General features: G+C 70.0%; 22 protein-coding genes and 1 tRNA gene. 2 read left to right on the forward strand and 21 right to left on the reverse strand.

Annotation, left to right across the window (positions count from 1 at the left end):
- Nucleotides 1-2 precede the first annotated feature (2 nt).
- The 21 genes from rpsC to GSF02_RS00370 all read right to left on the reverse strand — a co-directional run bounded on the left by rpsC (nucleotide 3) and on the right by GSF02_RS00370 (nucleotide 21855).
- Nucleotides 3-830 carry a 30S ribosomal protein S3 gene (rpsC, locus tag GSF02_RS00270; protein WP_159791592.1) on the reverse strand — a complete coding sequence of 276 codons (828 nt, stop codon included), beginning with the start codon at nucleotides 828-830 and terminating at the stop codon, nucleotides 3-5.
- Nucleotides 830-1201, reverse strand: coding sequence for a 50S ribosomal protein L22 (gene rplV / locus GSF02_RS00275; protein ID WP_069982094.1), 372 nt, complete (start codon nucleotides 1199-1201; stop codon nucleotides 830-832). Before rplV ends, rpsC begins: the two co-directional genes overlap by 1 nt.
- Before the next feature lie 70 nt (nucleotides 1202-1271).
- Nucleotides 1272-1553 carry a 30S ribosomal protein S19 gene (gene rpsS, locus GSF02_RS00280; RefSeq protein WP_021479878.1) on the reverse strand — a complete coding sequence of 94 codons (282 nt, stop codon included), beginning with the start codon at nucleotides 1551-1553 and terminating at the stop codon, nucleotides 1272-1274.
- A gap of 14 nt (nucleotides 1554-1567) precedes the next feature.
- Nucleotides 1568-2404, reverse strand: a complete 837-nt coding sequence (gene rplB / locus GSF02_RS00285) for a 50S ribosomal protein L2 (RefSeq protein WP_159791594.1) — start codon at nucleotides 2402-2404, stop codon at nucleotides 1568-1570.
- 31 nt (nucleotides 2405-2435) lie between these two features.
- Complete coding sequence (gene rplW, locus GSF02_RS00290; protein ID WP_069982096.1) at nucleotides 2436-2732, reverse strand: 50S ribosomal protein L23; 297 nt, start codon at nucleotides 2730-2732, stop codon at nucleotides 2436-2438.
- Nucleotides 2729-3421 (reverse strand): 50S ribosomal protein L4, encoded by a 693-nt coding sequence (gene rplD, locus GSF02_RS00295; RefSeq protein ID WP_159791596.1) that lies wholly within the window; start codon nucleotides 3419-3421, stop codon nucleotides 2729-2731. Before rplD ends, rplW begins: the two co-directional genes overlap by 4 nt.
- 7 nt (nucleotides 3422-3428) lie before the next feature.
- Complete coding sequence (gene rplC, locus GSF02_RS00300) at nucleotides 3429-4082, reverse strand: 50S ribosomal protein L3 (RefSeq protein ID WP_159791598.1); 654 nt, start codon at nucleotides 4080-4082, stop codon at nucleotides 3429-3431.
- Nucleotides 4083-4098: 16 nt separating this feature from the next.
- On the reverse strand, nucleotides 4099-4407 hold the full coding sequence (rpsJ, locus tag GSF02_RS00305) for a 30S ribosomal protein S10 (protein WP_012877409.1): 309 nt from the start codon (nucleotides 4405-4407) through the stop codon (nucleotides 4099-4101).
- A 538-nt stretch (nucleotides 4408-4945) separates the two neighbouring features.
- The gene (gene tuf, locus GSF02_RS00310) at nucleotides 4946-6142 is read right to left on the reverse strand and encodes an elongation factor Tu (protein ID WP_159791600.1); all 1197 of its coding nucleotides are present in this window, start codon (nucleotides 6140-6142) and stop codon (nucleotides 4946-4948) included.
- Between the two features lie 127 nt (nucleotides 6143-6269).
- Entirely contained in the window at nucleotides 6270-8372 is a 2103-nt protein-coding gene (gene fusA, locus GSF02_RS00315) for an elongation factor G (RefSeq protein ID WP_159791602.1), read from the reverse strand.
- A 131-nt stretch (nucleotides 8373-8503) separates the two neighbouring features.
- A complete protein-coding gene (rpsG, locus tag GSF02_RS00320) occupies nucleotides 8504-8974 on the reverse strand; it encodes a 30S ribosomal protein S7 (protein WP_159791604.1) in 471 nt (156 codons plus the stop codon).
- Nucleotides 8974-9348 (reverse strand): 30S ribosomal protein S12, encoded by a 375-nt coding sequence (gene rpsL, locus GSF02_RS00325; RefSeq protein ID WP_069982102.1) that lies wholly within the window; start codon nucleotides 9346-9348, stop codon nucleotides 8974-8976. Before rpsL ends, rpsG begins: the two co-directional genes overlap by 1 nt.
- Nucleotides 9349-9791: 443 nt before the next feature.
- A complete protein-coding gene (locus GSF02_RS00330; RefSeq protein ID WP_159791606.1) occupies nucleotides 9792-13673 on the reverse strand; it encodes a DNA-directed RNA polymerase subunit beta' in 3882 nt (1293 codons plus the stop codon).
- A gap of 48 nt (nucleotides 13674-13721) precedes the next feature.
- On the reverse strand, nucleotides 13722-17234 hold the full coding sequence (gene rpoB / locus GSF02_RS00335; RefSeq protein WP_159791608.1) for a DNA-directed RNA polymerase subunit beta: 3513 nt from the start codon (nucleotides 17232-17234) through the stop codon (nucleotides 13722-13724).
- A gap of 474 nt (nucleotides 17235-17708) precedes the next feature.
- Nucleotides 17709-18101, reverse strand: a complete 393-nt coding sequence (gene rplL / locus GSF02_RS00340; protein WP_159791610.1) for a 50S ribosomal protein L7/L12 — start codon at nucleotides 18099-18101, stop codon at nucleotides 17709-17711.
- Between the two features lie 130 nt (nucleotides 18102-18231).
- Nucleotides 18232-18756 (reverse strand): 50S ribosomal protein L10, encoded by a 525-nt coding sequence (gene rplJ, locus GSF02_RS00345; RefSeq protein WP_159791612.1) that lies wholly within the window; start codon nucleotides 18754-18756, stop codon nucleotides 18232-18234.
- A gap of 369 nt (nucleotides 18757-19125) precedes the next feature.
- A complete protein-coding gene (gene rplA, locus GSF02_RS00350) occupies nucleotides 19126-19842 on the reverse strand; it encodes a 50S ribosomal protein L1 (protein ID WP_159791614.1) in 717 nt (238 codons plus the stop codon).
- A gap of 173 nt (nucleotides 19843-20015) precedes the next feature.
- Nucleotides 20016-20447: a 50S ribosomal protein L11 gene (rplK, locus tag GSF02_RS00355; RefSeq protein WP_159791616.1), complete on the reverse strand. Its 432-nt coding sequence runs from the start codon at nucleotides 20445-20447 to the stop codon at nucleotides 20016-20018.
- A gap of 97 nt (nucleotides 20448-20544) precedes the next feature.
- Nucleotides 20545-21351, reverse strand: a complete 807-nt coding sequence (nusG, locus tag GSF02_RS00360; RefSeq protein WP_159791618.1) for a transcription termination/antitermination protein NusG — start codon at nucleotides 21349-21351, stop codon at nucleotides 20545-20547.
- 55 nt (nucleotides 21352-21406) lie between these two features.
- The gene (gene secE / locus GSF02_RS00365) at nucleotides 21407-21652 is read right to left on the reverse strand and encodes a preprotein translocase subunit SecE (protein WP_159791620.1); all 246 of its coding nucleotides are present in this window, start codon (nucleotides 21650-21652) and stop codon (nucleotides 21407-21409) included.
- A 127-nt stretch (nucleotides 21653-21779) separates the two neighbouring features.
- Nucleotides 21780-21855: transfer RNA gene (locus GSF02_RS00370), tRNA-Trp, on the reverse strand.
- A gap of 308 nt (nucleotides 21856-22163) precedes the next feature.
- Here GSF02_RS00370 and GSF02_RS00375 point away from each other — a divergent pair.
- Together GSF02_RS00375 and GSF02_RS00380 are read left to right on the forward strand one after the other, a co-directional pair.
- Complete coding sequence (locus tag GSF02_RS00375; protein WP_159791622.1) at nucleotides 22164-23111, forward strand: ABC transporter ATP-binding protein; 948 nt, start codon at nucleotides 22164-22166, stop codon at nucleotides 23109-23111.
- On the forward strand, nucleotides 23108-23992 hold the full coding sequence (locus tag GSF02_RS00380; RefSeq protein ID WP_159791624.1) for an ABC transporter permease: 885 nt from the start codon (nucleotides 23108-23110) through the stop codon (nucleotides 23990-23992). The genes GSF02_RS00375 and GSF02_RS00380 overlap by 4 nt, the downstream gene beginning before the upstream one ends.
- Nucleotides 23993-24021 lie beyond the last annotated feature (29 nt).

Here is a 24021-nt window from a genome sequence, read left to right on the forward strand (position 1 = left end):
GCTCAGGCCTCCGTTCCGGTCTCGGTGGCCGCAGCCGCCTCGGCCGGGGCCTGCTGGGCAGGAGCCTCGGCGGCCGGCTGGGCCTGACGCTCGTTGCGACGGCCACCACCGCGACGCTCGCCACGCTCGCCGCGCGGGCCACCACGGCCCTGGCGCGGGGCGGCCGCGGCCTGCTGCGCGGCGAACTCCTTCTCGGTGATGTCGCCCTTGTAGATCCACACCTTCACGCCGATGCGGCCGAAGGTGGTGCGGGCCTCGTAGAAGCCGAAGTCGATGTTCGCGCGGAGCGTGTGCAGCGGCACACGGCCCTCGCGGTAGAACTCCGACCGGCTCATCTCGGCGCCGCCGAGGCGGCCCGAGACCTGCACGCGGATGCCCTTGGCGCCGGCGCGCTGCGCGGACTGGATGCCCTTGCGCATGGCGCGGCGGAAGGAGACGCGGCTCGCCAGCTGCTCGGCGATGCCCTGCGCGACGAGCTGCGCGTCGATCTCCGCGTTCTTGACCTCGAGGATGTTGAGCTGGACCTGCTTGCCCGTGAGCTTCTCGAGCTCGCCGCGGATGCGCTCGGCCTCGGCGCCGCGGCGGCCGATGACGATGCCCGGGCGGGCCGTGTGGATGTCCACGCGGACGCGGTCGCGGGTGCGCTCGATCTCGACCTTGGAGATGCCGGCGCGCTCGAGACCGGTGCTCATGAGCTTGCGGATCTGCACGTCCTCACGGACGTAGTCGCGGTACCGCTGGCCGGGCTTCGTGCTGTCGGCGAACCAGCGCGACCGGTGGTCGGTGGTGATGCCGAGGCGGTACCCGTGCGGGTGAACCTTCTGCCCCACTATCGGGCCCCTTCCTTCTGAGCGTTCTTGGGCGCGACCACCACGGTGATGTGGCTGGTGCGCTTGAGGATCCGCGCCGCACGACCCTGCGCACGGGGACGGAAACGCTTGAGGGTCGGGCCCTCGTCGACGAACGCGGCGGCGACGACGAGCTCGGACTCGTCGAAGCGCTCGCTCGCACGGTCGGCCTTCACCCGGGCGTTGGCGATCGCGCTCTCCACGACCTTGCGGACGGGCTCGCTCGCCGCCTGCGGCGCGAACTTCAGCACCGCGACGGCCTCGCCGGCCTGCTTGCCACGGATGAGGTCCACGACGCGCCGGGCCTTCTGGGGCGTGACACGGACGAACCGCGCCTGCGCCTTGGCTTCCATTGCTGTCCTGCTTCCTTTTCTCAGACAGTCCGGGTCAACGCTGCTGTGCTCGCGGGGATTCCCCCACGGCTCAGCGGCGACGACCCTTCTTGTCGTCCTTCACGTGGCCGCGGAAGGTCCGCGTGGGAGCGAACTCGCCGAGCTTGTGGCCGACCATCGACTCGGTGACGAACACCGGCGTGTGCTTGCGACCGTCGTGCACGGCGAACGTGTGACCGAGGAAGTCGGGCGTGATGACCGACCGACGGGACCAGGTCTTGATGACGTTCTTGGTCCCCTTCTCGTTCTGAGCGTCCACCTTCTTCTGCAGGTGGTCGTCGACGAAGGGGCCCTTCTTCAGGCTACGAGGCATGTTTCAGGCTCCTATCAGCGCTTCTTGCCGGTGCGGCGACGGCGGACGATCAGCTTGTCGCTCGGCTTGTTGGGGCGACGGGTGCGGCCCTCCGGCTGGCCCCACGGGCTCACCGGGTGACGACCACCGGATGTCTTGCCCTCACCACCACCGTGCGGGTGGTCGATCGGGTTCATGGCGACACCGCGCACGGTCGGGCGGACGCCCTTCCAGCGCATGCGGCCGGCCTTGCCCCAGTTGATGTTCGACTGCTCGGCGTTGCCGACCTCGCCGACCGTCGCGCGGCAGCGCAGGTCGACGTTGCGGATCTCGCCGGACGGCATGCGCAGCTGCGCGTACGGGCCGTCCTTGGCGACGAGCTGGACGGACGCGCCGGCCGAGCGGGCGATCTTCGCGCCGCCGCCGGGACGCAGCTCGACGGCGTGGATGACCGTACCGGTCGGGATGTTGCGCAGCGGCAGGTTGTTGCCGGGCTTGATGTCCGCGCCGGCGCCCGCCTCGACGAAGTCGCCCTGCTTGAGCTTGTTCGGCGCGATGATGTAGCGCTTCTCGCCGTCCGCGTAGTGCAGCAGCGCGATGCGCGCGGTGCGGTTCGGGTCGTACTCGATGTGCGCGACCTTGGCCGGCACGCCGTCCTTGTCGTGGCGACGGAAGTCGATGACGCGGTAGGCGCGCTTGTGGCCACCACCCTTGTGGCGGGTGGTGATGCGGCCCGAGCTGTTGCGGCCACCCGACTTGGACAGCGGGCGGACCAGCGACTTCTCCGGCTGCGAGCGCGTGACCTCGACGAAGTCGGCGACGCTCGAGCCGCGGCGGCCGGGCGTCGTCGGCTTGTACTTACGGATTCCCATGGGATTCAGTCCTCGATCTGCTCAGTCCGGCTCAGCGACCGCCGAAGATGTCGATCGTGCCCTCGCGGAGGGTGACGATCGCCCGCTTCGTGTCCTTGCGCTTGCCCAGGCCGAAACGCGTGCGACGCGTCTTGCCCTTGCGGTTGATCGTGTTCACCGAGTCGACCTTGACGCCGAAGATCTGCTCGACCGCGACCTTGATCTCGGTCTTGTTGGCGCGCGGGTCCACGACGAAGGTGTACTTGCCCTCGTCGAGCAGGCCGTAGCTCTTCTCGGAGACGACCGGCGCGATCACGACGTCGCGCGGGTCCTTCGTCACGGCGGTCACTTGGCGGCCTCCTCGGTGGTCGCAGCCTCGGACTCCGTCGCGACGGCCTTCGCGCCCTTCGCGGGGCCGGCGAGGAACGCGGCGAGCGCGCCCTCCGTGAAGACGACGTCGTCGGAGACGAGCACGTCGTAGGTGTTGAGCTGGTCGGCGGCGAGCAGGTGCACGGACGGCACGTTGCGCAGCGACAGGATCGCCAGCTCGTCGGAGCGCTCGGTCACCACGAGGACGTGGCGACGGTCGGTGAGCGCCGACAGGGTCTTGAGCGCGGTCTTGGTCGACGGCTTGCCGTCGACGCCGAAGCCGGCGACGACGTGCACGCGGCCGGCGCGGGCGCGGTCGGACAGGGCGCCACGCAGGGCGGCGGCCTTCATCTTCTTCGGGGTGCGCTGGTCGTACGAGCGCGGCTGCGGGCCGTGGACGGTGCCACCGCCGGCGAACTGCGGGGCGCGGATCGAGCCCTGACGGGCGCGGCCGGTGCCCTTCTGCTTGTACGGCTTCTTGCCACCGCCCGCGACGTCGCCGCGGGTCTTGGTGGCGTGCGTGCCCTGGCGGGCGGCGGCGCGCTGGGCGACGACGACCTGGTGGATCAGCGGGACGTTCGTGACGACGTCGAACACCTCGGCGGGGAGCTCGGCGGTGCCGGCCTTCTTGCCGGAGGCGTCGAGAACGTCGACGGTCAGAGCGGTCATCAGTTGCTCACGCTCCCTTCGCGGCGGTCTTCACGACGACGACGCCGCCCTTGGGGCCGGGCACAGCGCCCTTGACGAGCAGCAGGCCCTTCTCGGCGTCGACCGCGTGGACGGTCAGGTTCTGGGTGGTCTGACGGGCGGCGCCCATCCGACCGGCCATGCGCAGGCCCTTGAACACGCGCGACGGCGTCGAGGCGCCACCGATCGAGCCCGGCTTGCGGTGGTTGCGGTGCGCACCGTGGGAGGCGCCGACGCCGGCGAAGCCGTGACGCTTCATGACACCGGCCGTGCCCTTGCCCTTGGTGGTGCCGACGACGTCGACCGTCGCGCCGGCCTCGAAGGCGGCAGCGGTGATCTCCTGGCCGACCGAGTACTCGGCGGCGTCGGCGGTGCGGATCTCGGCCACGTGGCGGCGCGGCGTCACGCCGGCCTTCTCGAAGTGGCCCTTGAGCGGCTTGGTGACCTTGCGCGGGTCGATCTGGCCGGCGGCCAGCTGGACGGCGGCGTAGCCGTCCGTCTCCGGCGTGCGGACCTGGGTCACCACGTTGGTGTCCACGGCCACGACGGTGACGGGCACGAGCTTGCCGGCCTCGTCCCAGACCTGGGTCATGCCCAGCTTGCGGCCGAGCAGCGCGGTCACGTTCTTGTGCAGGTTGCTCATCTCGATGTCACCCGCCTCAGAGCTTGATCTCGATGTTCACGTCCGCCGGCAGGTCGATGCGCATGAGCGAGTCGACGGCCTTCGGCGTGGGGTCGATGATGTCGATGAGCCGCTTGTGCGTGCGCATCTCGAAGTGCTCGCGGCTGTCCTTGTACTTGTGAGGCGACCGGATCACGACGAAGACGTTCTTCTCCGTCGGGAGCGGCACCGGGCCCACAACAGTCGCACCCGCGCGAGTGACCGTGTCGACGATCTTGCGCGCGGAGCTGTCGATGACCTCGTGGTCATAGGACTTGAGCCGGATGCGGATCTTCTGTCCCGCCATGGCGTCGTCTGACTCTCTCTCTCGAACCGCTACTGTCCGACCCCCGCGCTCGGGCGTGTCGCCATGCGGGACCGGGATCCCGGCGCACTTCCCTGGCGGGAGGCCGTTGGTGAGTGATCCACCCGGGGGCGGACCACGACGTCTGTCGGCCTGTCGAGACAGGTGTCTCGCGGGGGCGCTCACGCGCGTCGACAGCCGGCAACCCCGCGAACCCCTCCATCCGGAGGGGGACCGCTCCAGCCCCGTCCCGGCTCCCCCATCGGGGTCCGGACGTGCTGCGGTGCAACACACTGTTCGACACGAGAAAGAACGCGCCCGTGACAGGCAACCGTGCCATCTTGCCACAGCGCCCCGCGGAACTCCAACCCGGGCCCGCTGTGACCTGCCCCTCCCCCGCCGGCGGTGCGGGCGGCACAGGCGGCACAGACGCACCGAGGCCCGGGCCCCCTCGCGGGGACCCGGGCCTCGGGTGCAGCCGTCACCGGCCGGAGCCGGCGCGCCTGGTGGAGCTCAGCGCCCCAAGGTCATCGAGCGATGGTCACTTGATGATCTTGGTGACACGGCCGGAGCCGACCGTGCGGCCACCCTCACGGATGGCGAAGCCGAGGCCCTCCTCCATGGCGATGGGCTGGATGAGCTGGACCGTCATCTCGGTGTTGTCGCCGGGCATGACCATCTCGGTGCCCTCGGGCAGCGTGATGACGCCGGTGACGTCCGTCGTGCGGAAGTAGAACTGCGGACGGTAGTTCGAGTAGAACGGGTTGTGGCGGCCACCCTCGTCCTTGCTCAGGATGTAGACCTGGGCCTCGAAGTCGGTGTGCGGGGTGATCGAGCCCGGCTTCACGACGACCTGGCCGCGCTCGACGTCCTCGCGCTTGATGCCGCGCAGGAGCAGACCCGTGTTGTCACCGGCCTGAGCCTGGTCCATGGCCTTGTGGAAGGTCTCGATGCCCGTGACCGTCGTCTTCTGCGGCTCGCGGATACCGACGATCTCGACCTCGGAGTTCAGGTCGAGCGTGCCACGCTCCACCTTGCCGGTGACGACGGTGCCACGACCGGTGATCGTGAAGACGTCCTCGATCGGCATGAGGAAGGGCTTGTCGAGGTCACGCTGCGGCTCGGGGACGTTCTCGTCCACGGCCTCCATGAGCTCGATGACCTTCTTGGTCCACTCGGGGTCGCCCTCGAGGGCCTTGAGGCCCGAGACGCGGATGACCGGAGCGTTGTCGCCGTCGAACTCCTGCGACGACAGCAGCTCGCGGACCTCCATCTCGACGAGCTCGAGGATCTCCTCGTCCTCGACCATGTCGGCCTTGTTCAGGGCGACGAGCAGGTACGGCACGCCGACCTGGCGGGCGAGCAGGACGTGCTCGCGCGTCTGGGCCATCGGGCCGTCCGTGGCGGCGACCACGAGGATCGCGCCGTCCATCTGGGCGGCACCCGTGATCATGTTCTTGATGTAGTCGGCGTGACCCGGCGCGTCGACGTGAGCGTAGTGACGGTTCGGCGTCTCGTACTCGATGTGCGCGATGTTGATCGTGATGCCGCGCTGCTTCTCCTCCGGCGCGGCGTCGATCTCGTCGAAGTTGCGCTGCACGTTCGCCGGCAGGTCCGGGTACGTGTCCGCCAGCACCTTCGAGATCGCGGCGGTCAGCGTCGTCTTGCCGTGGTCGACGTGACCGATCGTGCCGATGTTGACGTGCGGCTTGGTCCGCTCGAACTTGGCCTTAGCCACTGGGGTCCTCCTGGGACTTGGGTAGATGTTCCCGAACGTTGCGAGTGTCGGCCAAAGAGCCTAACACCGCGGGGCGTTGCGGTTTCCTACAGGTTGATGGTTGTGCGGGTCGTCGACCTGTGGGGACTCACTCGCCCCGGGTCTTCTTGATGATCTCGTCGGCAACGTTCCGAGGAACCTCGGCATAGCTGTCGAACTGCATCGTGTACACGGCGCGGCCCTGGGTCTTGGACCGGAGGTCGCCGATGTACCCGAACATCTCGCTCAGCGGCACCTGGGCGCGAACGACCTTGACACCGGTCGCGTCCTCCATCGACTGGATCATGCCACGGCGGGAGTTGATGTCGCCGATGACGTCGCCCATGTACTCCTCGGGCGTGCGCACCTCGACGGCCATGACCGGCTCGAGCAGGACCGGGTCGGCCCGCTTCACGCCCTCCTTGAGAACCATGGAGCCGGCGATCTTGAACGCCATCTCGGAGGAGTCGACCTCGTGGTACGCGCCGTCCTCGAGCGTGGCCTTGATGCCCACGAGCGGGAAGCCCGCGAGCACGCCCTGCTGCATGGCGGACTGGATACCGGCGTCGACCGACGGGATGTACTCGCGCGGGACGCGGCCACCCGTGACGGCGTTGTTGAACTCGTAGAGCTCGCCCTCGGCGGTGTCGAGCGGCTCGAAGGTCACCTGGACCTTCGCGAACTGGCCCGAACCACCGGTCTGCTTCTTGTGCGTGTAGTCGATCTTCTCGGCCTTGCGGCGGATCGTCTCGCGGTAGGCGACCTGCGGCTTGCCGACGTTCGCCTCGACCTTGAACTCGCGACGCATGCGGTCGACGAGGATGTCGAGGTGGAGCTCGCCCATGCCGCCGATGACGGTCTGGCCGGTCTCCTCGTCCAGCTTGACGCGGAAGGTCGGGTCCTCCTCGGCGAGCTTCTGGATCGCCGTCGAGAGCTTCTCCTGGTCGGCCTTCGTCTTGGGCTCGATGGCCACGTCGATGACCGGCTCGGGGAAGGTCATCGACTCGAGGATGACCGGGTTCGCCTGGTCGCACAGGGTGTCACCGGTGGTGACGTCCTTGAGACCGATGAACGCGTAGATGTGGCCGGCCTGCGCCTCGTCGACCGGGTTCTCCTTGTTGGAGTGCATCTGGAACAGCTTGCCGATGCGCTCCTTCTTGCCCTTGGTCGAGTTGAGGACCTGGGCGCCCTGCTCCACCTTGCCCGAGTAGACGCGGACGTAGGTGAGCTTGCCGAAGAACGGGTGCGCGGCGACCTTGAAGGCCAGCGCCGAGAACGGCTCCGACGCGTCGGCGTGACGCTCCACCGTGACCTCGGCGTCCTTGACGTCGTGGCCCTGGACCGACGGCACGTCGAGCGGCGACGGCAGGTAGTCGATCACGGCGTCGAGCATGGGCTGCACGCCCTTGTTCTTGAACGCCGAGCCGCACAGCACCGGGAACGCCTCGGAGTTCACGGTGAGCTTGCGGATGCCGGCCTTGATCTCGGCCTCGGTCAGCTCCTCGCCGCCCAGGTACTTCTCGAGCAGCTCCTCGTCGGTCTCCGCGACGGCCTCGATGAGCTCGTTGCGGTACTGCTCGGCGCGCTCCTGCAGGTCGGCCGGGATGTCCTCGATCTCGTACTTCTCGCCGAGCTTGGTCTCGCCGTGCCAGACCAGGGCCTTCATCTGGACCAGGTCCACGACGCCGACGAAGTCGTTCTCGGCGCCGATCGGCAGCTGGATGACCAGCGGCTTGGCCTTGAGGCGGTTCACGATGGTGTCGACGGTGAAGTAGAAGTCCGCACCGAGCTTGTCCATCTTGTTGACGAAGCAGATGCGCGGGACGTCGTACTTGTCGGCCTGGCGCCACACGGTCTCGGACTGCGGCTCCACGCCCTCCTTGCCGTCGAAGACGGCGACGGCGCCGTCGAGGACGCGCAGCGAGCGCTCGACCTCGACGGTGAAGTCCACGTGACCCGGGGTGTCGATGATGTTGATCTGGTTGTTCTTCCAGAAGCACGTCGTCGCGGCGGACGTGATGGTGATGCCGCGCTCCTGCTCCTGCTCCATCCAGTCCATCGTCGACGCGCCGTCGTGCGTCTCACCGATCTTGTAGTTGACACCGGTGTAGTACAGGATGCGCTCGGTCGTCGTGGTCTTACCGGCATCGATGTGGGCCATGATGCCGATGTTGCGGACCTTGTTCAGGTCGGTCAGCACGTCAAGTGCCACGGTTGGTTACCCCTTGGTCGTGGTGGTGATCGGAGGGCCGGAGACCTCGTCCGCGCTTCTGCGAGCAGAAGGTCGGCGGCCGGCTCCGGATCCGCCGACGGCCCCGGGGATCACCCGGGGCCGGCGTGCGGTTACCAGCGGTAGTGAGCGAACGCGCGGTTCGACTCGGCCATCTTGTGCATGTCCTCGCGGCGCTTGACCGCGGCACCGAGGCCGTTGGAGGCGTCGAGGATCTCGTTCATGAGACGCTCGGTCATCGTCTTCTCGCGGCGGGCGCGGGAGAAGTCGGTGAGCCAGCGCAGCGCCAGCGTCGTCGAGCGCGTGGGGCGGACCTCGACCGGCACCTGGTAGGTCGCACCACCGACGCGGCGGGAGCGGACCTCGAGCGCCGGGCGGACGTTCTCGAGCGCACGCTTGAGGACGACGACCGGGTCCTGGTCGGTCTTCGCCCGGACGCCCTCGAGGGCGCCGTAGACGATCGCCTCGGCGGTGGACTTCTTGCCGTCGAGCAGGACCTTGTTGATCAGCTGCGTGACGACCGGGGACCCGTAGACCGGGTCGGCGATGATCGGCCGCTTGGGGGCCGGACCCTTACGAGGCATCAGGCCTTCTCCTTCTTGGCGCCGTAGCGGCTGCGAGCCTGCTTGCGGTTCTTCACGCCCTGCGTGTCGAGCGCGCCGCGCACGATCTTGTAGCGGACGCCGGGAAGGTCCTTCACACGGCCGCCGCGCACGAGCACGATCGAGTGCTCCTGCAGGTTGTGGCCGACACCGGGGATGTACGCCGTGACCTCGATCTGCGAGGACAGCTTCACGCGCGCGACCTTGCGGAGCGCGGAGTTCGGCTTCTTGGGGGTGGTGGTGTACACGCGGGTGCACACGCCGCGCCGCTGCGGGGAACCCTTGAGGGCGGGAGTCTTCGACTTCCCGGCCTTCGAGGTCCGGCCCTTGCGGACGAGCTGCTGGATCGTAGGCACTACGTCTCCGTCGTCTTCTCGAGCTCACGGAGGCCGGCCGGCCCCCGTCGGTGGTACTTCTGAGGCTGTGCGTGCCGATCGCATGCGGCACGCAGTCCACGCGGGGGGACCGCTGCGCCACTTACCACCGGCTCGATGGCCCGGACCTCTCCCCCGCGGCGGTCCGCAGCACGGACGACACCGGGAAGGGGTCTCGGGGCGCCCGGGCACTCACATCGCGGTGTCGTGGCGCCGGCGCGAGGGCCGGCTCCGGGCGCGCGACGGCCAGGGCACTGCGTACGAGGATACCGCCCGGCCGCCCGGCGGGTCAAAAGGCCGCCGGTGTGACCTGCGCGGCCACGGGCCCCGGGACGCGCCGAGGCGCCCCCGTCGTCGACGGGGGCGCCTCGGGTGCGACGGCTGGGCCGCGGCCGCCGGCCGGTCGGTGACCGGCCGGCGAGCCGTCAGCGGAAGTCGCCGAAGTCCAGGTCCTCGAGCGGGATCGCCTCGCCCGAGCCCATGCCGAGCGTCGGGAAGTCGATCTCGTCGTAGCCGAGGCTCGGGTAGAGCTCGGCCTTGGCCTGCTCGGTGGGCTCGACCTCGATGTTCCGGTAGCGGGACAGGCCCGTGCCGGCGGGGATGAGCTTGCCGATGATGACGTTCTCCTTGAGGCCCAGCAGCGGGTCGCGACGACCGCTCATCGCCGCCTCGGTGAGCACGCGGGTCGTCTCCTGGAAGGAGGCGGCCGACAGCCACGAGTCGGTGGCGAGCGAGGCCTTCGTGATGCCCATGAGCTCCGGACGGCCGGAGGCCGGGTGGCCACCCTCCGCCACGGCGCCACGGTTGGCGTCCTCGAAGCGCGTGCGCTCCGCGAGCTCGCCCGGCAGCAGCTGCGTGTCACCCGAGTCGAGCACGGTCACGCGGCGCAGCATCTGGCGCACGATGACCTCGATGTGCTTGTCGTGGATGTCCACGCCCTGGCTGCGGTAGGTCTCCTGGACCTCGTCCACCAGGTGCTTCTGCGCGGCGCGCGGGCCGAGGATGCGCAGGACCTTCTTCGGGTCCACCGCGCCCTGGACCAGCTGGGTGCCGACCTGCACGTGCTGGCCGTCCTCGACGAGGAGACGAGCACGCTTGGAGACCTGGTAGCGGATCTCCTCCGAGCCGTCGTCCGGCGTGAGCACGAGCTGGCGCGAGCGCTCCGAGTCCTCGACCGCGATGCGGCCGGTGAACTCGGCGATCGGCGCCTCGCCCTTCGGGGTGCGGGCCTCGAAGAGCTCGGTGACGCGCGGCAGACCCTGCGTGATGTCCTCGGCCGAGGCCACACCACCGGTGTGGAAGGTACGCATCGTCAGCTGCGTGCCCGGCTCACCGATCGACTGGGCGGCGATGATGCCGACGGCCTCGCCGATGTCCACGAGCTTGCCCGTGGCCAGGGAGCGGCCGTAGCACTTGGCGCAGGTGCCCACGCGCGACTCGCACGTGAGGACCGAGCGGACCTTGACCGACTCGATGCCGGCGTCGATCACCTTGCGGATGATGACGTCGCCCGCGTCGGAGCCGCCCGCGGCGATCACGTTGCCCTCGGCGTCGACGACGTCGGTGGCGAACGTGCGGGCGTAGATGCTCGTCTCCACGCGCGGGTGCGGCACCAGGGTGTCGCCGATGCGCTCGGCGACCGGCAGCGTCAGGCCGCGCTCCGTGCCGCAGTCCTCCTCGCGGATGATGACGTCCTGGGAGACGTCCACGAGACGACGCGTCAGGTAGCCCGAGTCCGCGGTACGCAGCGCCGTGTCGGCCAGACCCTTGCGGGCACCGTGCGAGGCGATGAAGTACTCGAGGACGGACAGGCCCTCGCGGTAGTTGGACTTGATCGGGCGCGGGATGATCTCGCCCTTCGGGTTCGCCACGAGGCCGCGCATGCCGGCGATCTGGCGGACCTGCATCCAGTTACCACGGGCGCCCGAGGACACCATGCGGAACAGCGTGTTGCGCGCGTTGTTCTCGAGGTTCTCGCGCATGACCTTGGCGACCTCGTCGGTGGCCTGGGTCCAGATCTCGATGAGCTCCTGACGGCGCTCGTCGTCGGTGATCAGACCGCGGTCGAACTGCTGCTGGACCTTGAGCGCACGCTCCTCGTTGCGGTCGAGGATCTCGTTCTTGACCTCCGGCATGGCGACGTCGGAGATCGCGATCGTGACGCCCGAGCGCGTGGCCCACCGGTAGCCGGCGTCCTTGAGCGCGTCGAGCGCCGCGGCGACCTCGACCTTCGGGTACCGCTCGGCCAGGTCGTTGACGATCGTCGAGAGCTCCTTCTTGCCGACGACGCCGTTCTGGAACGGGTAGTCGACCGGCAGCGCCTCGTTGAAGATCGTGCGGCCCAGCGTGGTCTCGAACAGGATCGGCTGACCCGGCTCCCAGCCCTCGGGCGCCTCGAAGCCGCGCAGCGGCGGCACGAGGTCCGACATCCGGATGCGGACCTTCGCGTTGAGGTCCAGCTCGCCGCGGTCGAGCGCCATGAGGGCCTCGGCCTGCGACGAGAACACGCGGCCCTCGCCGACGGCGCCCGGGCGGTCGGAGGTCAGGTGGTGCAGACCGATGATCATGTCCTGCGAGGGCATGGTCACCGGGCGGCCGTCCGACGGCTTGAGGATGTTGTTGCTCGAGAGCATCAGGATGCGCGCCTCGGCCTGGGCCTCGGCCGACAGCGGCAGGTGCACGGCCATCTGGTCACCGTCGAAGTCCGCGTTGAACGCGGCGCACACGAGCGGGTGCAGGTGGATGGCCTTGCCCTCGACCAGCTGCGGCTCGAAGGCCTGGATGCCCAGGCGGTGCAGCGTGGGCGCACGGTTCAGCAGCACCGGGTGCTCGGTGATGACCTCCTCGAGCACGTCCCACACGACCGAGCGGGTGCGCTCGACCATGCGCTTGGCCGACTTGATGTTCTGCGCGTGGTTCAGCTCGACCAGGCGCTTCATCACGAACGGCTTGAACAGCTCGAGCGCCATCTGCTTGGGCAGGCCGCACTGGTGCAGCTTCAGCGTCGGGCCGACCACGATGACCGAACGGCCCGAGTAGTCGACGCGCTTGCCGAGCAGGTTCTGGCGGAACCGGCCCTGCTTGCCCTTGAGCATGTCCGAGATCGACTTCAGCGGACGGTTGCCGGGGCCCGTGACCGGGCGGCCGCGGCGGCCGTTGTCGAACAGCGAGTCCACGGCCTCCTGGAGCATCCGCTTCTCGTTGTTGACGATGATCTCGGGCGCGCCGAGGTCGAGCAGCCGCTTGAGGCGGTTGTTGCGGTTGATGACGCGGCGGTACAGGTCGTTGAGGTCGGAGGTCGCGAAGCGGCCACCGTCCAGCTGCACCATCGGACGCAGGTCCGGCGGGATGACCGGCACCGCGTCGAGGACCATCGCCGTGGGCGAGTTGGTCGTCGTCAGGAACGCGTTGACCACCTTGAGGCGCTTGAGCGCGCGGGTCTTGCGCTGCCCCTTGCCGGTGCGGATGGTCTCGCGCAGCGCCTCGGCCTCGGCCTCCAGGTCGAAGCTCTCGAGGCGCTTCTGGATCGCGGCGGCGCCCATCGAGCCCTCGAAGTAGGTGCCGTAGCGGTCCTGGAGCTGGCGGTACAGCATCTCGTCGCCCTCGAGGTCGGAGACCTTGAGGTTCTTGAAGCGGTCCCAGACCTGCTCGAGGCGCTCGATCTCGGCGTCCGCGCGCTTGCGCAGGTTCGCCATCTCGCGCTCCGCGGCGTCGCGCACCTTGCGGCGCGCGTCGGCCTTGGCACCCTCGGCCTCGAGCTCGGCGAGGTCCTGCTCGAGCTTCGTGGCGCGGGCATTGATGTCGGAGTCGCGACGGTCCGCGATCTCCTTCTTCTCGAGGTCGATCTCGTTCTGCAGGCGCGGCAGGTCCTCGTGCCGGCCCTCCTCGTCGACCCACGTGATCATGTAGGCAGCGAAGTAGATGACCTTCTCCAGGTCCTTCGGCGCCAGGTCGAGCAGGTAGCCCAGACGCGACGGCACACCCTTGAAGAACCAGATGTGCGTCACCGGGGCGGCGAGCTCGATGTGGCCCCTGCGCTCACGGCGGACCTTCGAGCGCGTGACCTCCACGCCGCAGCGCTCGCAGATGATGCCCTTGAAGCGCACCCGCTTGTACTTGCCGCAGTAGCACTCCCAGTCCCGGGTGGGGCCGAAGATCTTCTCGCAGAAGAGCCCGTCCTTCTCCGGCTTCAGGGTGCGGTAGTTGATGGTCTCGGGCTTCTTGACCTCACCGTGCGACCAGGCACGGATGTCGTCGGCCGTGGCCAGGCCGATACGCAGCTCGTCGAAGACGTTGACGTCGAGCAAGATGTCCTACTTCCTCAAAGCTCTTTGGATGTCCGGGGCGAAGTTCGGTCAGATCTCGTCGATCGTGGACGCCGAGTTGGGGCGCCGGGACAGGTCGATGCCCAGCTCCTCCGCGGCGCGGTACACCTCGTCGTCGGACTCCTTCATCTCGATGGAGACGCCGTCGCTGGACAGCACCTCCACGTTCAGGCAGAGCGACTGCATCTCCTTGAGGAGCACCTTGAAGGACTCCGGGATGCCCGAGTCGGGGATGTTCTCGCCCTTGACGATGGCCTCGTACACCTTCACGCGGCCGGGGACGTCGTCGGACTTGATGGTCAGGAGCTCCTGGAGGGTGTAGGCGGCGCCGTACGCCTCCAGGGCCCACACCTCCATCTCGCCGAAGCGCTGGCCGCCGAACTGCGCCTTACCACCCAGCGGCTGCTGCGTGATCATCGAGTACGGGCCGGTCGAGCGCGCGTGGATCTTGTCGTCCACCAGGTGGTGGAGCTTCAGGATGTACATGTAGCCGACCGAGACCGCCTCGGGGAACGGCTCGCCGGAGCGGCCGTCGAACAGGCGGGCCTTGCCGTCCGCGCCGACCATGCGGTCGCCGTCGCGGTTGGGCAGCGTGGTCGCGAGCAGGCCACGCAGGGCGGTCTCCTCGAGGCCGTCGAAGACCGGGGTCGCGACGGGCGTAAACGGCTCCGAGCGGTGCGCCACCTCGGGCAGGTGCGACTTGAACTCGGTGTTCGAGTCCTCGGCGAGGTCGACGTCCCAGCCGCGGCTGGCGACCCAGCCGAGGTGCGTCTCGAGCACCTGGCCGACGTTCATGCGGCCGGGCACGCCCAGCGGGTTGAGGATGACGTCGACCGGCGTGCCGTCGGGCAGGAACGGCATGTCCTCCTGCGGCAGGATCTTCGAGATGACGCCCTTGTTGCCGTGACGGCCGGCGAGCTTGTCACCCACGGTGATCTTGCGGCGCTGGGCGATGTACACGCGCACCAGCTGGTTCACGCCGGCGGGCAGCTCGTCGCCGTCCTCGCGGTTGAACTCGCGCACGCCGATGACGGTGCCCGACTCGCCGTGCGGCACCTTCAGGGAGGTGTCGCGGACCTCGCGGGCCTTCTCGCCGAAGATCGCGCGCAGCAGGCGCTCCTCCGGGGTCAGCTCGGTCTCGCCCTTCGGGGTGACCTTGCCGACGAGGATGTCGCCCGCGCCCACCTCGGCACCGATGCGGATGACGCCGCGCTCGTCGAGGTCGGCCAGCACGTCCTCGGAGACGTTCGGGATGTCCCGCGTGATCTCCTCCGGGCCGAGCTTGGTGTCGCGCGCGTCGACCTCGTGCTCCTCGATGTGGATCGAGGACAGCACGTCGTCCTCCACGAGGCGCTGCGACAGGATGATCGCGTCCTCGTAGTTGTGGCCCTCCCACGACATGAACGCCACGAGGAGGTTGCGGCCGAGCGCGAGCTCACCCTCGTCCGTCGCCGGGCCGTCGGCCAGGACCGAGCCCACCTCGACGCGCTGGCCCTCGTCCACGAGCACGCGCTGGTTGTAGCTGGTGCCCTGGTTCGAGCGGACGAACTTCGCCACGCGGTAGCTGGACGTGGTCGCGTCGTCGTTGGCCACGACGATGAGGTCCGCGGAGACCTCGGTGACCACGCCGGGCTTGGTCGCGACGATGACGTCGCCGGCGTCGACGGCGGCACGGCGCTCCATGCCGGTGCCGACCAGCGGCATCTCGGACCGGACCAGCGGCACCGCCTGGCGCTGCATGTTGGCGCCCATGAGCGCGCGGTTGGCGTCGTCGTGCTCGAGGAACGGGATCAGCGCGGTGGCGACCGACACCATCTGGCGCGGGGAGACGTCGATGTAGTCGACCTCGCTGACCGGCACGTCGGACGTCTCGCCGCCCTTGACGCGCACCAGGACGCGCTGCTCGGCGAAGCGGCCGTCGGCCGTCAGCGGGGTGTTGGCCTGCGCGATGACGTAGCGGTCCTCGTCGTCTGCGGTCAGGTAGTCGATGTCGTCGGTCACGCGGCCGTCGACGACCTTGCGGTACGGCGTCTCGATGAAGCCGAACGGGTTGATGCGGCCGAACGACGCGAGCGAGCCGATGAGGCCGATGTTCGGGCCCTCAGGGGTCTCGATCGGACACATGCGGCCGTAGTGCGACGGGTGGACGTCACGGACCTCCATGCCCGCGCGGTCGCGGGACAGACCGCCGGGGCCCAGCGCCGACAGGCGGCGCTTGTGGGTCAGGCCCGCGAGCGGGTTGTTCTGGTCCATGAACTGCGACAGCTGCGAGGTGCCGAAGAACTCGCGGATCGACGCCACCACGGGGCGGATGTTGATCAGCGTCTGCGGCGTGATGGCCTCGACGTCCTGCGTCGTCATGCGCTCGCGGACCACGCGCTCCATGCGGGACAGGCCCGTGCGCACCTGGTTCTGGATGAGCTCGCCGACGGCGCGGATGCGGCGGTTGCCGAAGTGGTCGATGTCGTCGACCTCGACGCGCACCTCGATGTCCTCGCCGCCCCGGCGGCCCGGCATGGTGGCCTGGTCGGCGTGCAGCGCGGCGAGGTACTTGATCGTCGCGACGACGTCGGTGAGCGCCAGCGTGGAGTCGCTCAGCGGCGCCTCGACGCCGAGCTTCTTGTTCAGCTTGTAGCGGCCGACCTTCGCCAGGTCGTAGCGCTTCGGGTTGAAGTAGAAGTTCTCCAGCAGGGCGCGGCCGGCCTCGACGGTCGGCGGCTCGCCCGGGCGGATCTTGCGGTACAGGTCGACGAGGGCCTCGTCCTGGGTGTGGACGTGGTCCTTCTCGAGCGTGTCGATGATCGACGGGTACGCCGAGAACTCCTCGCGGATCTCCGACTCCGTCATGCCGAGCGCCTTGAGCAGCACGGTGACGGACTGCTTGCGCTTGCGGTCGACGCGCACGCCGACGGCGTCGCGCTTGTCGATCTCGAACTCGAGCCAGGCGCCGCGCGAGGGGATGATCTTGGCCGAGAAGACGTCCTTGTCCGACGTCTTGTCCGGCACGCGCTCGAAGTACACGCCCGGGGAGCGGACGAGCTGGGAGACGACGACGCGCTCGGTGCCGTTGATGATGAAGGTGCCGCGCGGGGTCATGAGCGGGAAGTCGCCCATGAACACGGTCTGCGACTTGATCTCGCCGGTGGTGTAGTTGACGAACTCGGCGGTGACGAACAGCGGCGCCGCGTAGGTGAAGTCCTTCTCCTTGCACTCCTCCGCCGTGTACTTCGGCGGCTCGAAGCGGTGGTTGGAGAAGGAGAGCGACATCGACTGGCCGAAGTCCTCGATCGGCGAGATCTCCTCGAAGATCTCCTCGAGGCCCGACGTCTCGGGCACGTCGTTGCGGCCGGGCTCCAGGGCGGCCTCGACGCGCGCCTTCCAGGCGTCGTTGCCGAGGAGCCAGTCGAAGCTCTCGACCTGCAGCCCGAGGAGGTCGGGGACCTCGAGCGGCTCGTAGATCTTGGCGAAGGAGACGCGGCGGGAAGCGGTGCGGTTCGCGATAGCGTCGGCGGACGGAGCAGAAGGGGTGCGCGAGGCAGCCAAGAGGGGTCCTTCCCTGCAGTTCGATGGCACGCTGTACGCTTCGCGTGCCGGACCCGGCGCCGTCGCTGCTTCCGGGAGCCTCGCCGCGACCGCAGGGTCGCGTCGCAGGAGCTGTTCTCGGGGCAGTGAGGGGGCGTGGAGGGCACACGCGAGCGCAAAGCGCTAGCATACCCGGCTCGACCAAGGATGTCCACCACGCGCGGGCGCGCCGACGGACGCCTGGCCAGGGCCGGTCTCTCGGTGATCCTCCCCTCTCGGGGTGGGTCGGAACCGGGTGGTGCGAGGCGTTGTCTCGGTGGCCGCCATATGCCGCCCAAGAACAGCGGTGCCGGCCAGTCTACGGCGCGGCGCCCGACGGCGTCGAGGTGACGTCGGACACGCGGCCGGACCGGACCGGCGGGGACGCGCGAGGCCCGCACCCACCAGGTGGCGGGTGCGGGCCTCGCGTGCGGGTCGCGGCTCAGGCCGCGATCGTCACTTCAGGGTGACGGTGGCGCCGGCGCCCTCGAGGGCAGCCTTGGCCTTCTCCGCCGCCTCCTTGTTGACGTTCTCCAGGACCGGCTTCGGGGCGCCGTCCACGAGGTCCTTGGCCTCCTTCAGGCCGAGGGACGTGAGCGCGCGCACCTCCTTGATGACCTGGATCTTCTTGTCGCCGGCGGCCTCGAGGATGACGTCGAACTCGTCCTTCTCCTCCTCGGCCGGGGCCTCGCCACCGGCGCCACCCGCGGCGGGGGCGACGGCGACGGCGGCCGGGGCGGCCGCGGTGACCTCGAAGACCTCCTCGAAGGCCTTCACGAACTCGGACAGCTCGATCAGGGTCAGACCCTTGAACTGCTCGATGAGCTCCTCGGTGCTGAGCTTCGCCATGATGGCGTTCCTTTCAATCTGTGCCCGCCGGCGGCCGGCGGGTCGATCACGCTTCTGGGCGTCTCGCTGTCAGAAGCAACGGGGTGGTGATGTGCGCGCGTGCGCCCGGTCCGGCTGAGCCGGGTCCGGGTCACGCGGCGGCCGACTCCTGCTTCTGACGCAGGGCATCGATGACGCGAGCGGCCTGGGCGGTGTTCGCGGTGAAGACGTAGGCAGCCTGGTAGAGCTTGGCCTTCATCGCGCCGGCCGCCTTGGCCAGCAGCACCTCGCGGGACTCGAGGTCCGCGAGCTTGGTGACCTCTGCAGCGGTCAGGGCGCGTCCCTCGAGGACACCGCCCTTGATGACCAGAGCAGGGTTCGCCTTGGCGAAGTCACGCAGACCCTTCGCGGCCTCGACCGGGTCGCCGGTCACGAAGGCGATCGCGGACGGGCCCTTCAGCTCGGCGTCGAGACCCTCGACACCGGCCTCCTTGGCCGCGATCTGCGTCAGCGTGTTCTTCACCACGGCGTAGCTTGCGTTGCCGCCGAGCGACCGACGCAGCTCCTTGAGCTGCTTGACGGTGAGCCCGCGGTACTCGGTCAGCACGGCCGCGTTCGACGCGCGGAACTTCTCCGCGACCTCCGCGACGGCGGCTGCCTTGTCCGGCCTCGCCATGGCAATCCTTCCGGTGGTGGTGCCACCGGCTCCCGAGGGAGGAAGGCCCGGGAACGAGGAAGAGCCCCGGCGCAGGCGCACGGGGCTCGCAGCGCCGCGGGCGAGCCGCGACGAAGGTTCCGGTGTCACCTGCGCAGGTCCCCGCTCGTTCGCGAGACTTCGGTCCTCCGCCTCCCTGAGCGGGCAGCGTCGGACGACCGGCGGTCTTGGGTTACGGGAACACTCTACACGACGCCGGGAGGCGCCCGTCGCCGCCTCGGCGCCACGTGCGTCACACCCGGCCGCCGCCGAGCTCCGCACCCGGACGCCGAAGGGCCCGGCGCCCCGCGCTGCGGCGGGGTGCCGGGCCCTTCGGCGAGGGAGCGCGGCTCAGGCCGCGGACTCCTCCAGGAGCTTGGTCGTGCGCGACGGGTCGACCGGGATGCCCGGGCCCATCGTCGTCGCGATCGTCGCCTTGATGAGGTAGCGGCCCTTCGACGCGGACGGCTTGAGGCGCAGGACCTCCTCGAGCGCGGCCGCGTAGTTCTCCACCAGCTGCTCGGTGCTGAAGGACACCTTGCCGATGATGAAGTGCAGGTTCGCGTGCTTGTCGACGCGGAACTCGATCTTGCCGCCCTTGATGTCGGACACGGCCTTGGCCACGTCCATGGTCACGGTGCCGGTCTTCGGGTTCGGCATGAGGCCGCGGGGGCCGAGCACCTTGCCGAGCCGGCCGACCTTGCCCATGAGGTCGGGCGTCGCGACGGCGGCGTCGAAGTCGGTGAACCCGCCGGCCACCTGGTCGATGAGCTCGTCGCCGCCGACGATGTCGGCGCCGGCCGCGCGGGCCTCCTCGGCCTTCGCGGCGTTCGCGAAGACCAGGACGCGGGCGGTCTTGCCGGTGCCGTGCGGCAGGTTGACGGTGCCGCGGACCATCTGGTCCGCCTTGCGCGGGTCGACGCCGAGACGGAACGCGACCTCGACGGTCGCGTCGTACTTGGTGGTCGACGTCTCCTGGGCCAGGCGGATGGCCTCGAGCGGCGCGTAGAGGGCGTCGCGGTCGATCTTCTCGGCCGCGGCGCGGTAGGCCTTGCCGTGCTTCGCCATGATGGCTTCTCCTTCGTGTGGTCGTCGCGGGCCCGGGGGCCCTGCCACGCCCCGGCGCCGGTCGGCACCGGGTGTTCTCGGTGGACGGGCGCGGCGCCCGGGCCCGCGGGGGCCGGGCGCCCGCCCGGGGCCGGCGGTCGGTGACCGCCGGGGGGATCAGGTGCCGACGCCCGTCAGAGCTCGGTGTTGATGCCCATGGAGCGGGCGGTGCCGGCGACGATCTTCATCGCGGCGTCGATGTCGTTCGCGTTGAGGTCCTCGAGCTTCGTCTGGGCGATCTCGCGGACCTGGTCGGCGGTGAGCGTCGCGACCTTGACCGTGTGCGGGGTCGCCGAGCCCTTGGCCACGCCGGCGGCCTTCTTGATGAGCTCCGCGGCCGGCGGCGTCTTCGTGATGAAGGTGAAGGAACGGTCCTCGTAGACCGTGATCTCCACCGGGATCACGTTGCCGCGCTGCGACTCGGTGGCCGCGTTGTAGGCCTTGCAGAACTCCATGATGTTCACGCCGTGCTGACCGAGCGCGGGGCCGATCGGCGGGGCCGGGGTGGCCGCGCCGGCGTTGATCTGGAGCTTGATGAGCCCCGCGACCTTCTTCTTGGGAGGCATGGGAGATCCGTGCTTTCTGTGTCGTGGGCCGACGCCGTGGGCGATGACCCGGTTGCATGCTGCCGTGGGCGGCTCGCGCCGCCCGCGCCCGGGGGCGTCAGATCTTGGCGACCTGGTTGAACGACAGCTCGACCGGGGTCTCCCGGCCGAAGATGGAGACGAGGACCTTGAGCTTCTGGGCCTCGACGTTGATCTCGGAGATCGTGGCGGGCAGCGTGTCGAACGGGCCGTCGGTGACGGTGACCGACTCGCCGACCTCGAAGTCGACCTCGACGGCGGCCTTGGCGGCGGCGGCCTGCTGGGCGGGCTTGCCGGCCTCCTTCGGCGCCTCGAGCACGGGCGCGAGCATCGAGACGACCTCGTCCTGGGTCAGCGGCACCGGCTGGTGCGTGTGACCCACGAAGCCGGTGACGCCGGGCGTGTGCCGCACGGCGCCCCACGACTCGTCGGTGAGCTCCATGCGCACGAGGACGTAGCCCGGGATCCGCACGCGCCGCACGAGCTTCTTCTGCGCGTTCTTGATCTCGGTCACCTCCTCCATGGGGACCTCGACCTGGAAGATGTAGTCCTCCATGTTCAGGCTCTGGATGCGGTTCTCCAGGTTCGCCTTCACACGGTTCTCGTAGCCGGCGTACGAGTGGATGACGTACCAGTCGCCCTCCTGCATGCGCAGGGTGCGCTTGAACTCCTCGAGCGGGTCGACGATGACGTCGCCGTCGGCGTCCTCGGGACGCTCGTCGGCCGTCTCGTCCGCGTCGGCCGTCTCGTCCGCGTCGGCCGTCTCGTCCGCGTCGGCCGGCGTCTGCTCGGTCGCGTCGGCGGGCACGTCGAGGTCCGCCACGGCGTCCTCGCCGGGCTCGAGGGCGTCGACGTTCTCCGTCTGGTCCAGAGGCTCCTGGGACACGAACGAACCTGCTTTCCGAGAAGTCGGGATGGTTGTGCTGCTGACCGTGCGGTGCTCAGCCGAACAGGGCCAGGACGCCCCGCCCGATGACGTAGTCGAGCACCGACACGAAGATCATGACCACGACGACGAACACCAGCACGACGGCGGTGTAGGTCATCAGCTCGGAGCGCGTCGGGGAGACGACCTTCTTGAGCTCCGCGACCACCTGGCGCACGAACAGCGCGATGCGTGCGAACAGGCCCTTGCGACTCTTCTCGTCGCGCGCGGTGCCGCCTGCCTGGACGGTCGACTCGCTCACTTGCCCAACCCCGTTTCGCGACAGCCGCCCCGCACCGCCTGTCGGCGACGCGGCACGGCACGGACTCCTGGCGTTCCGGGGACACCGGTCAGGGCCCCGCTGCGCGCGGCCCCGCGGGGGATCACGCTGGCAGGGTAGACAGGACTCGAACCTGCAACCTGCGGTTTTGGAGACCGCTGCGCTACCAATTGCGCCACTACCCTTCGTGCTCGACGACCCCGTCCGGTCACCGCACCGAGCACAGCCCGGGGCGCGTTCCAGCGTGGCGGTCGTCAACCACCGAGGGTCAACTGTACGCGAACCGGCGGCGTGGGTCGAACCGCGCCTCGTCGCCGGCGCCGTCGGGCCGGTGGACGCCCCGGTGGACGCCCCGGTGGACGCCCCGGTGGACGCGCCGGTTCGGGGGCTCGGTGGGGGCCCGTGCGGCCGTCCGGCGTCAACCGTCCGGTGGACGCCGGGTCCCGCCGTCCGGGCCTCACGCGGTCGGCGGCGCGGCGGCCAGGCTGGCCGCATGACGACGACGACACCGGCCCCCTCCCCCGGCGCCGGCCCGGCACCGGCCACCCCGCCGCCCTCCCCGCCGCCCTCCCCGCCGGCCTCCCCGCCGGCCGCGGCGGTCCGCGTGCGCGGGCTGCGCAAGACGTACGGCGACAAGCGCGCCGTGGACGGCCTCGACCTGGACATCGCCCGCGGCGAGATCGTGGCCGTGCTCGGGCCCAACGGCGCGGGCAAGACCACCACCGTGGAGGTCCTCGAGGGCTTCCGCGACCGCGACGGCGGCGAGGTGTCCGTGCTCGGCGCCGACCCGGCCCGCGCCGGGCGCGCCTGGCGCGCCCGCATCGGTGTGGTCGCGCAGGACTCGCGCGACCAGGCCGAGCTCACCGTGGCCGAGTCGGTGCGGCACACCGCGCGGTACTACCCGGCGCCCCGCGACCCCGACGAGGTCGTCGCGGCCGTCGGCCTGGCCGACAAGGCCCGCGCCCGCGTGCGCGGGCTGTCGGGCGGCCAGCGCCGCCGGCTCGACGTCGCCCTCGGCATCGTCGGGCGCCCCGAGCTGCTGTTCCTCGACGAGCCGACCACCGGGTTCGACCCGCAGGCCCGCCGGGTGTTCTGGGACCTCGTGCGGTCCCTGCGCGCGGACGGCACCACGGTCCTGCTGACCACGCACGACCTCGACGAGGCCGCGCACCTGGCCGACCGCGTCGTCGTCGTGCGCGACGGGCGCGTCGTGGCCGAGGGCACGCCCGAGACGCTCGGCGGCCCCGAGGCGCGCGTGCCGGTCGTCTCGTGGACGGCCGGCGGCGTCGCGCGCTCGCGGCGCACCACCTCCCCCACCGCGCTGGTCGCCGAGCTGGCCGCCACTGCCGCCGGGCCCGACGGCGAGGTCGCCGACCTGCGCGTGACCCGCCCCAGCCTCGAGGACGTCTACCTCGGGCTCCTGCAGGAGGCCGACGCATGACCGCCACCGCCCCCGTCCCCGCCCAGCACCCGTCCGTCACCGCGCCCGCCGCGCCCGCACGGCCGCGCGCGCCCCTGCCGGGCGTGCTGCGCCTCGGTCTCGTGCGCGCCGGCGTCGAGCTGCGCCAGTTCGCCCGCGAGCGCGACGCCGTCGTCTTCGTGTTCGCCTACCCGATCCTGCTGCTGGCGGTCTTCGCCACCGTGTTCGGCGGGGACACGCAGGGCGCCGACGGCGTCGAGGTCGACTTCGCGCGCTACTTCCTGCCCGGGATGATCGCCACGGGCGTCATGCTCACGAGCTTCCAGACGCTGGCGATCTCGATCGCCGTCGAGCGTGACGACGGCACGCTGCGCCGGCTGCGCGCCACCCCGCTGCCGGCGACGTCCTACTTCCTGGGCAAGGTGCTGCTGACGCTGGCCACCTCCCTGGTGCAGACCGCGGCGCTGCTGGCGGTCGCCGCCCTCGCCTACGACGTGCCGCTGCCGAGCGACGCCGGGCGCTGGGCCACGTTCGCCTGGGTGTTCGTGCTCGGCACCGCCACCGGTACGGTGTGCGGCGTGGCGTTCTCCTCGCTGCCGCGCTCCGGCCGGTCCGCGAGCGCCGTGGTGACCCCGGTGGTGCTGCTGCTGCAGTTCGTCTCCGGCGTGTTCTTCGCCTTCTACGCCCTGCCGGGCTGGCTGCAGTCCGTCGCGTCGGTGTTCCCGCTCAAGTGGCTGGCGCAGGGCATGCGCTCGGTGTTCCTGCCCGACGACATGGCCACGCTGGAGGTCGGGGGGTCGTGGCAGCACGGCGCCACCGCTGCTGTACTGGTCGCATGGCTGGTGACGGGCCTCGTCGTGGGGGTCCGCACGTTCCGGTGGAGGCGGCGTGACGACGGGTGAGGCTTCGGCCGCTGAGGCTTCGGCCGGCG

It is taken from the genome of Puerhibacterium puerhi, from assembly GCF_009846865.1.
Taxonomy (GTDB): Bacteria; Actinomycetota; Actinomycetes; order Actinomycetales; family Cellulomonadaceae; genus Puerhibacterium; species Puerhibacterium puerhi.

Coding starts and splice junctions, on each gene's coding strand:
- rplV (WP_069982094.1), bottom strand. CDS start 1,201: ATGGAAGCCAAGGCGCAGGCGCGGTTCGTCCGTGTCACGCCCCAGAAG.
- rpsS (WP_021479878.1), bottom strand. CDS start 1,553: ATGCCTCGTAGCCTGAAGAAGGGCCCCTTCGTCGACGACCACCTGCAG.
- rplB (WP_159791594.1), bottom strand. CDS start 2,404: ATGGGAATCCGTAAGTACAAGCCGACGACGCCCGGCCGCCGCGGCTCG.
- rplD (WP_159791596.1), bottom strand. CDS start 3,421: ATGACCGCTCTGACCGTCGACGTTCTCGACGCCTCCGGCAAGAAGGCC.
- rplC (WP_159791598.1), bottom strand. CDS start 4,082: ATGAGCAACCTGCACAAGAACGTGACCGCGCTGCTCGGCCGCAAGCTG.
- rpsJ (WP_012877409.1), bottom strand. CDS start 4,407: ATGGCGGGACAGAAGATCCGCATCCGGCTCAAGTCCTATGACCACGAG.
- rpsG (WP_159791604.1), bottom strand. CDS start 8,974: ATGCCTCGTAAGGGTCCGGCCCCCAAGCGGCCGATCATCGCCGACCCG.
- rplL (WP_159791610.1), bottom strand. CDS start 18,101: ATGGCGAAGCTCAGCACCGAGGAGCTCATCGAGCAGTTCAAGGGTCTG.
- rplJ (WP_159791612.1), bottom strand. CDS start 18,756: ATGGCGAGGCCGGACAAGGCAGCCGCCGTCGCGGAGGTCGCGGAGAAG.
- rplA (WP_159791614.1), bottom strand. CDS start 19,842: ATGGCGAAGCACGGCAAGGCCTACCGCGCCGCGGCCGAGAAGATCGAC.
- rplK (WP_159791616.1), bottom strand. CDS start 20,447: ATGCCTCCCAAGAAGAAGGTCGCGGGGCTCATCAAGCTCCAGATCAAC.
- GSF02_RS00375 (WP_159791622.1), top strand. CDS start 22,164: ATGACGACGACGACACCGGCCCCCTCCCCCGGCGCCGGCCCGGCACCG.
- GSF02_RS00380 (WP_159791624.1), top strand. CDS start 23,108: ATGACCGCCACCGCCCCCGTCCCCGCCCAGCACCCGTCCGTCACCGCG.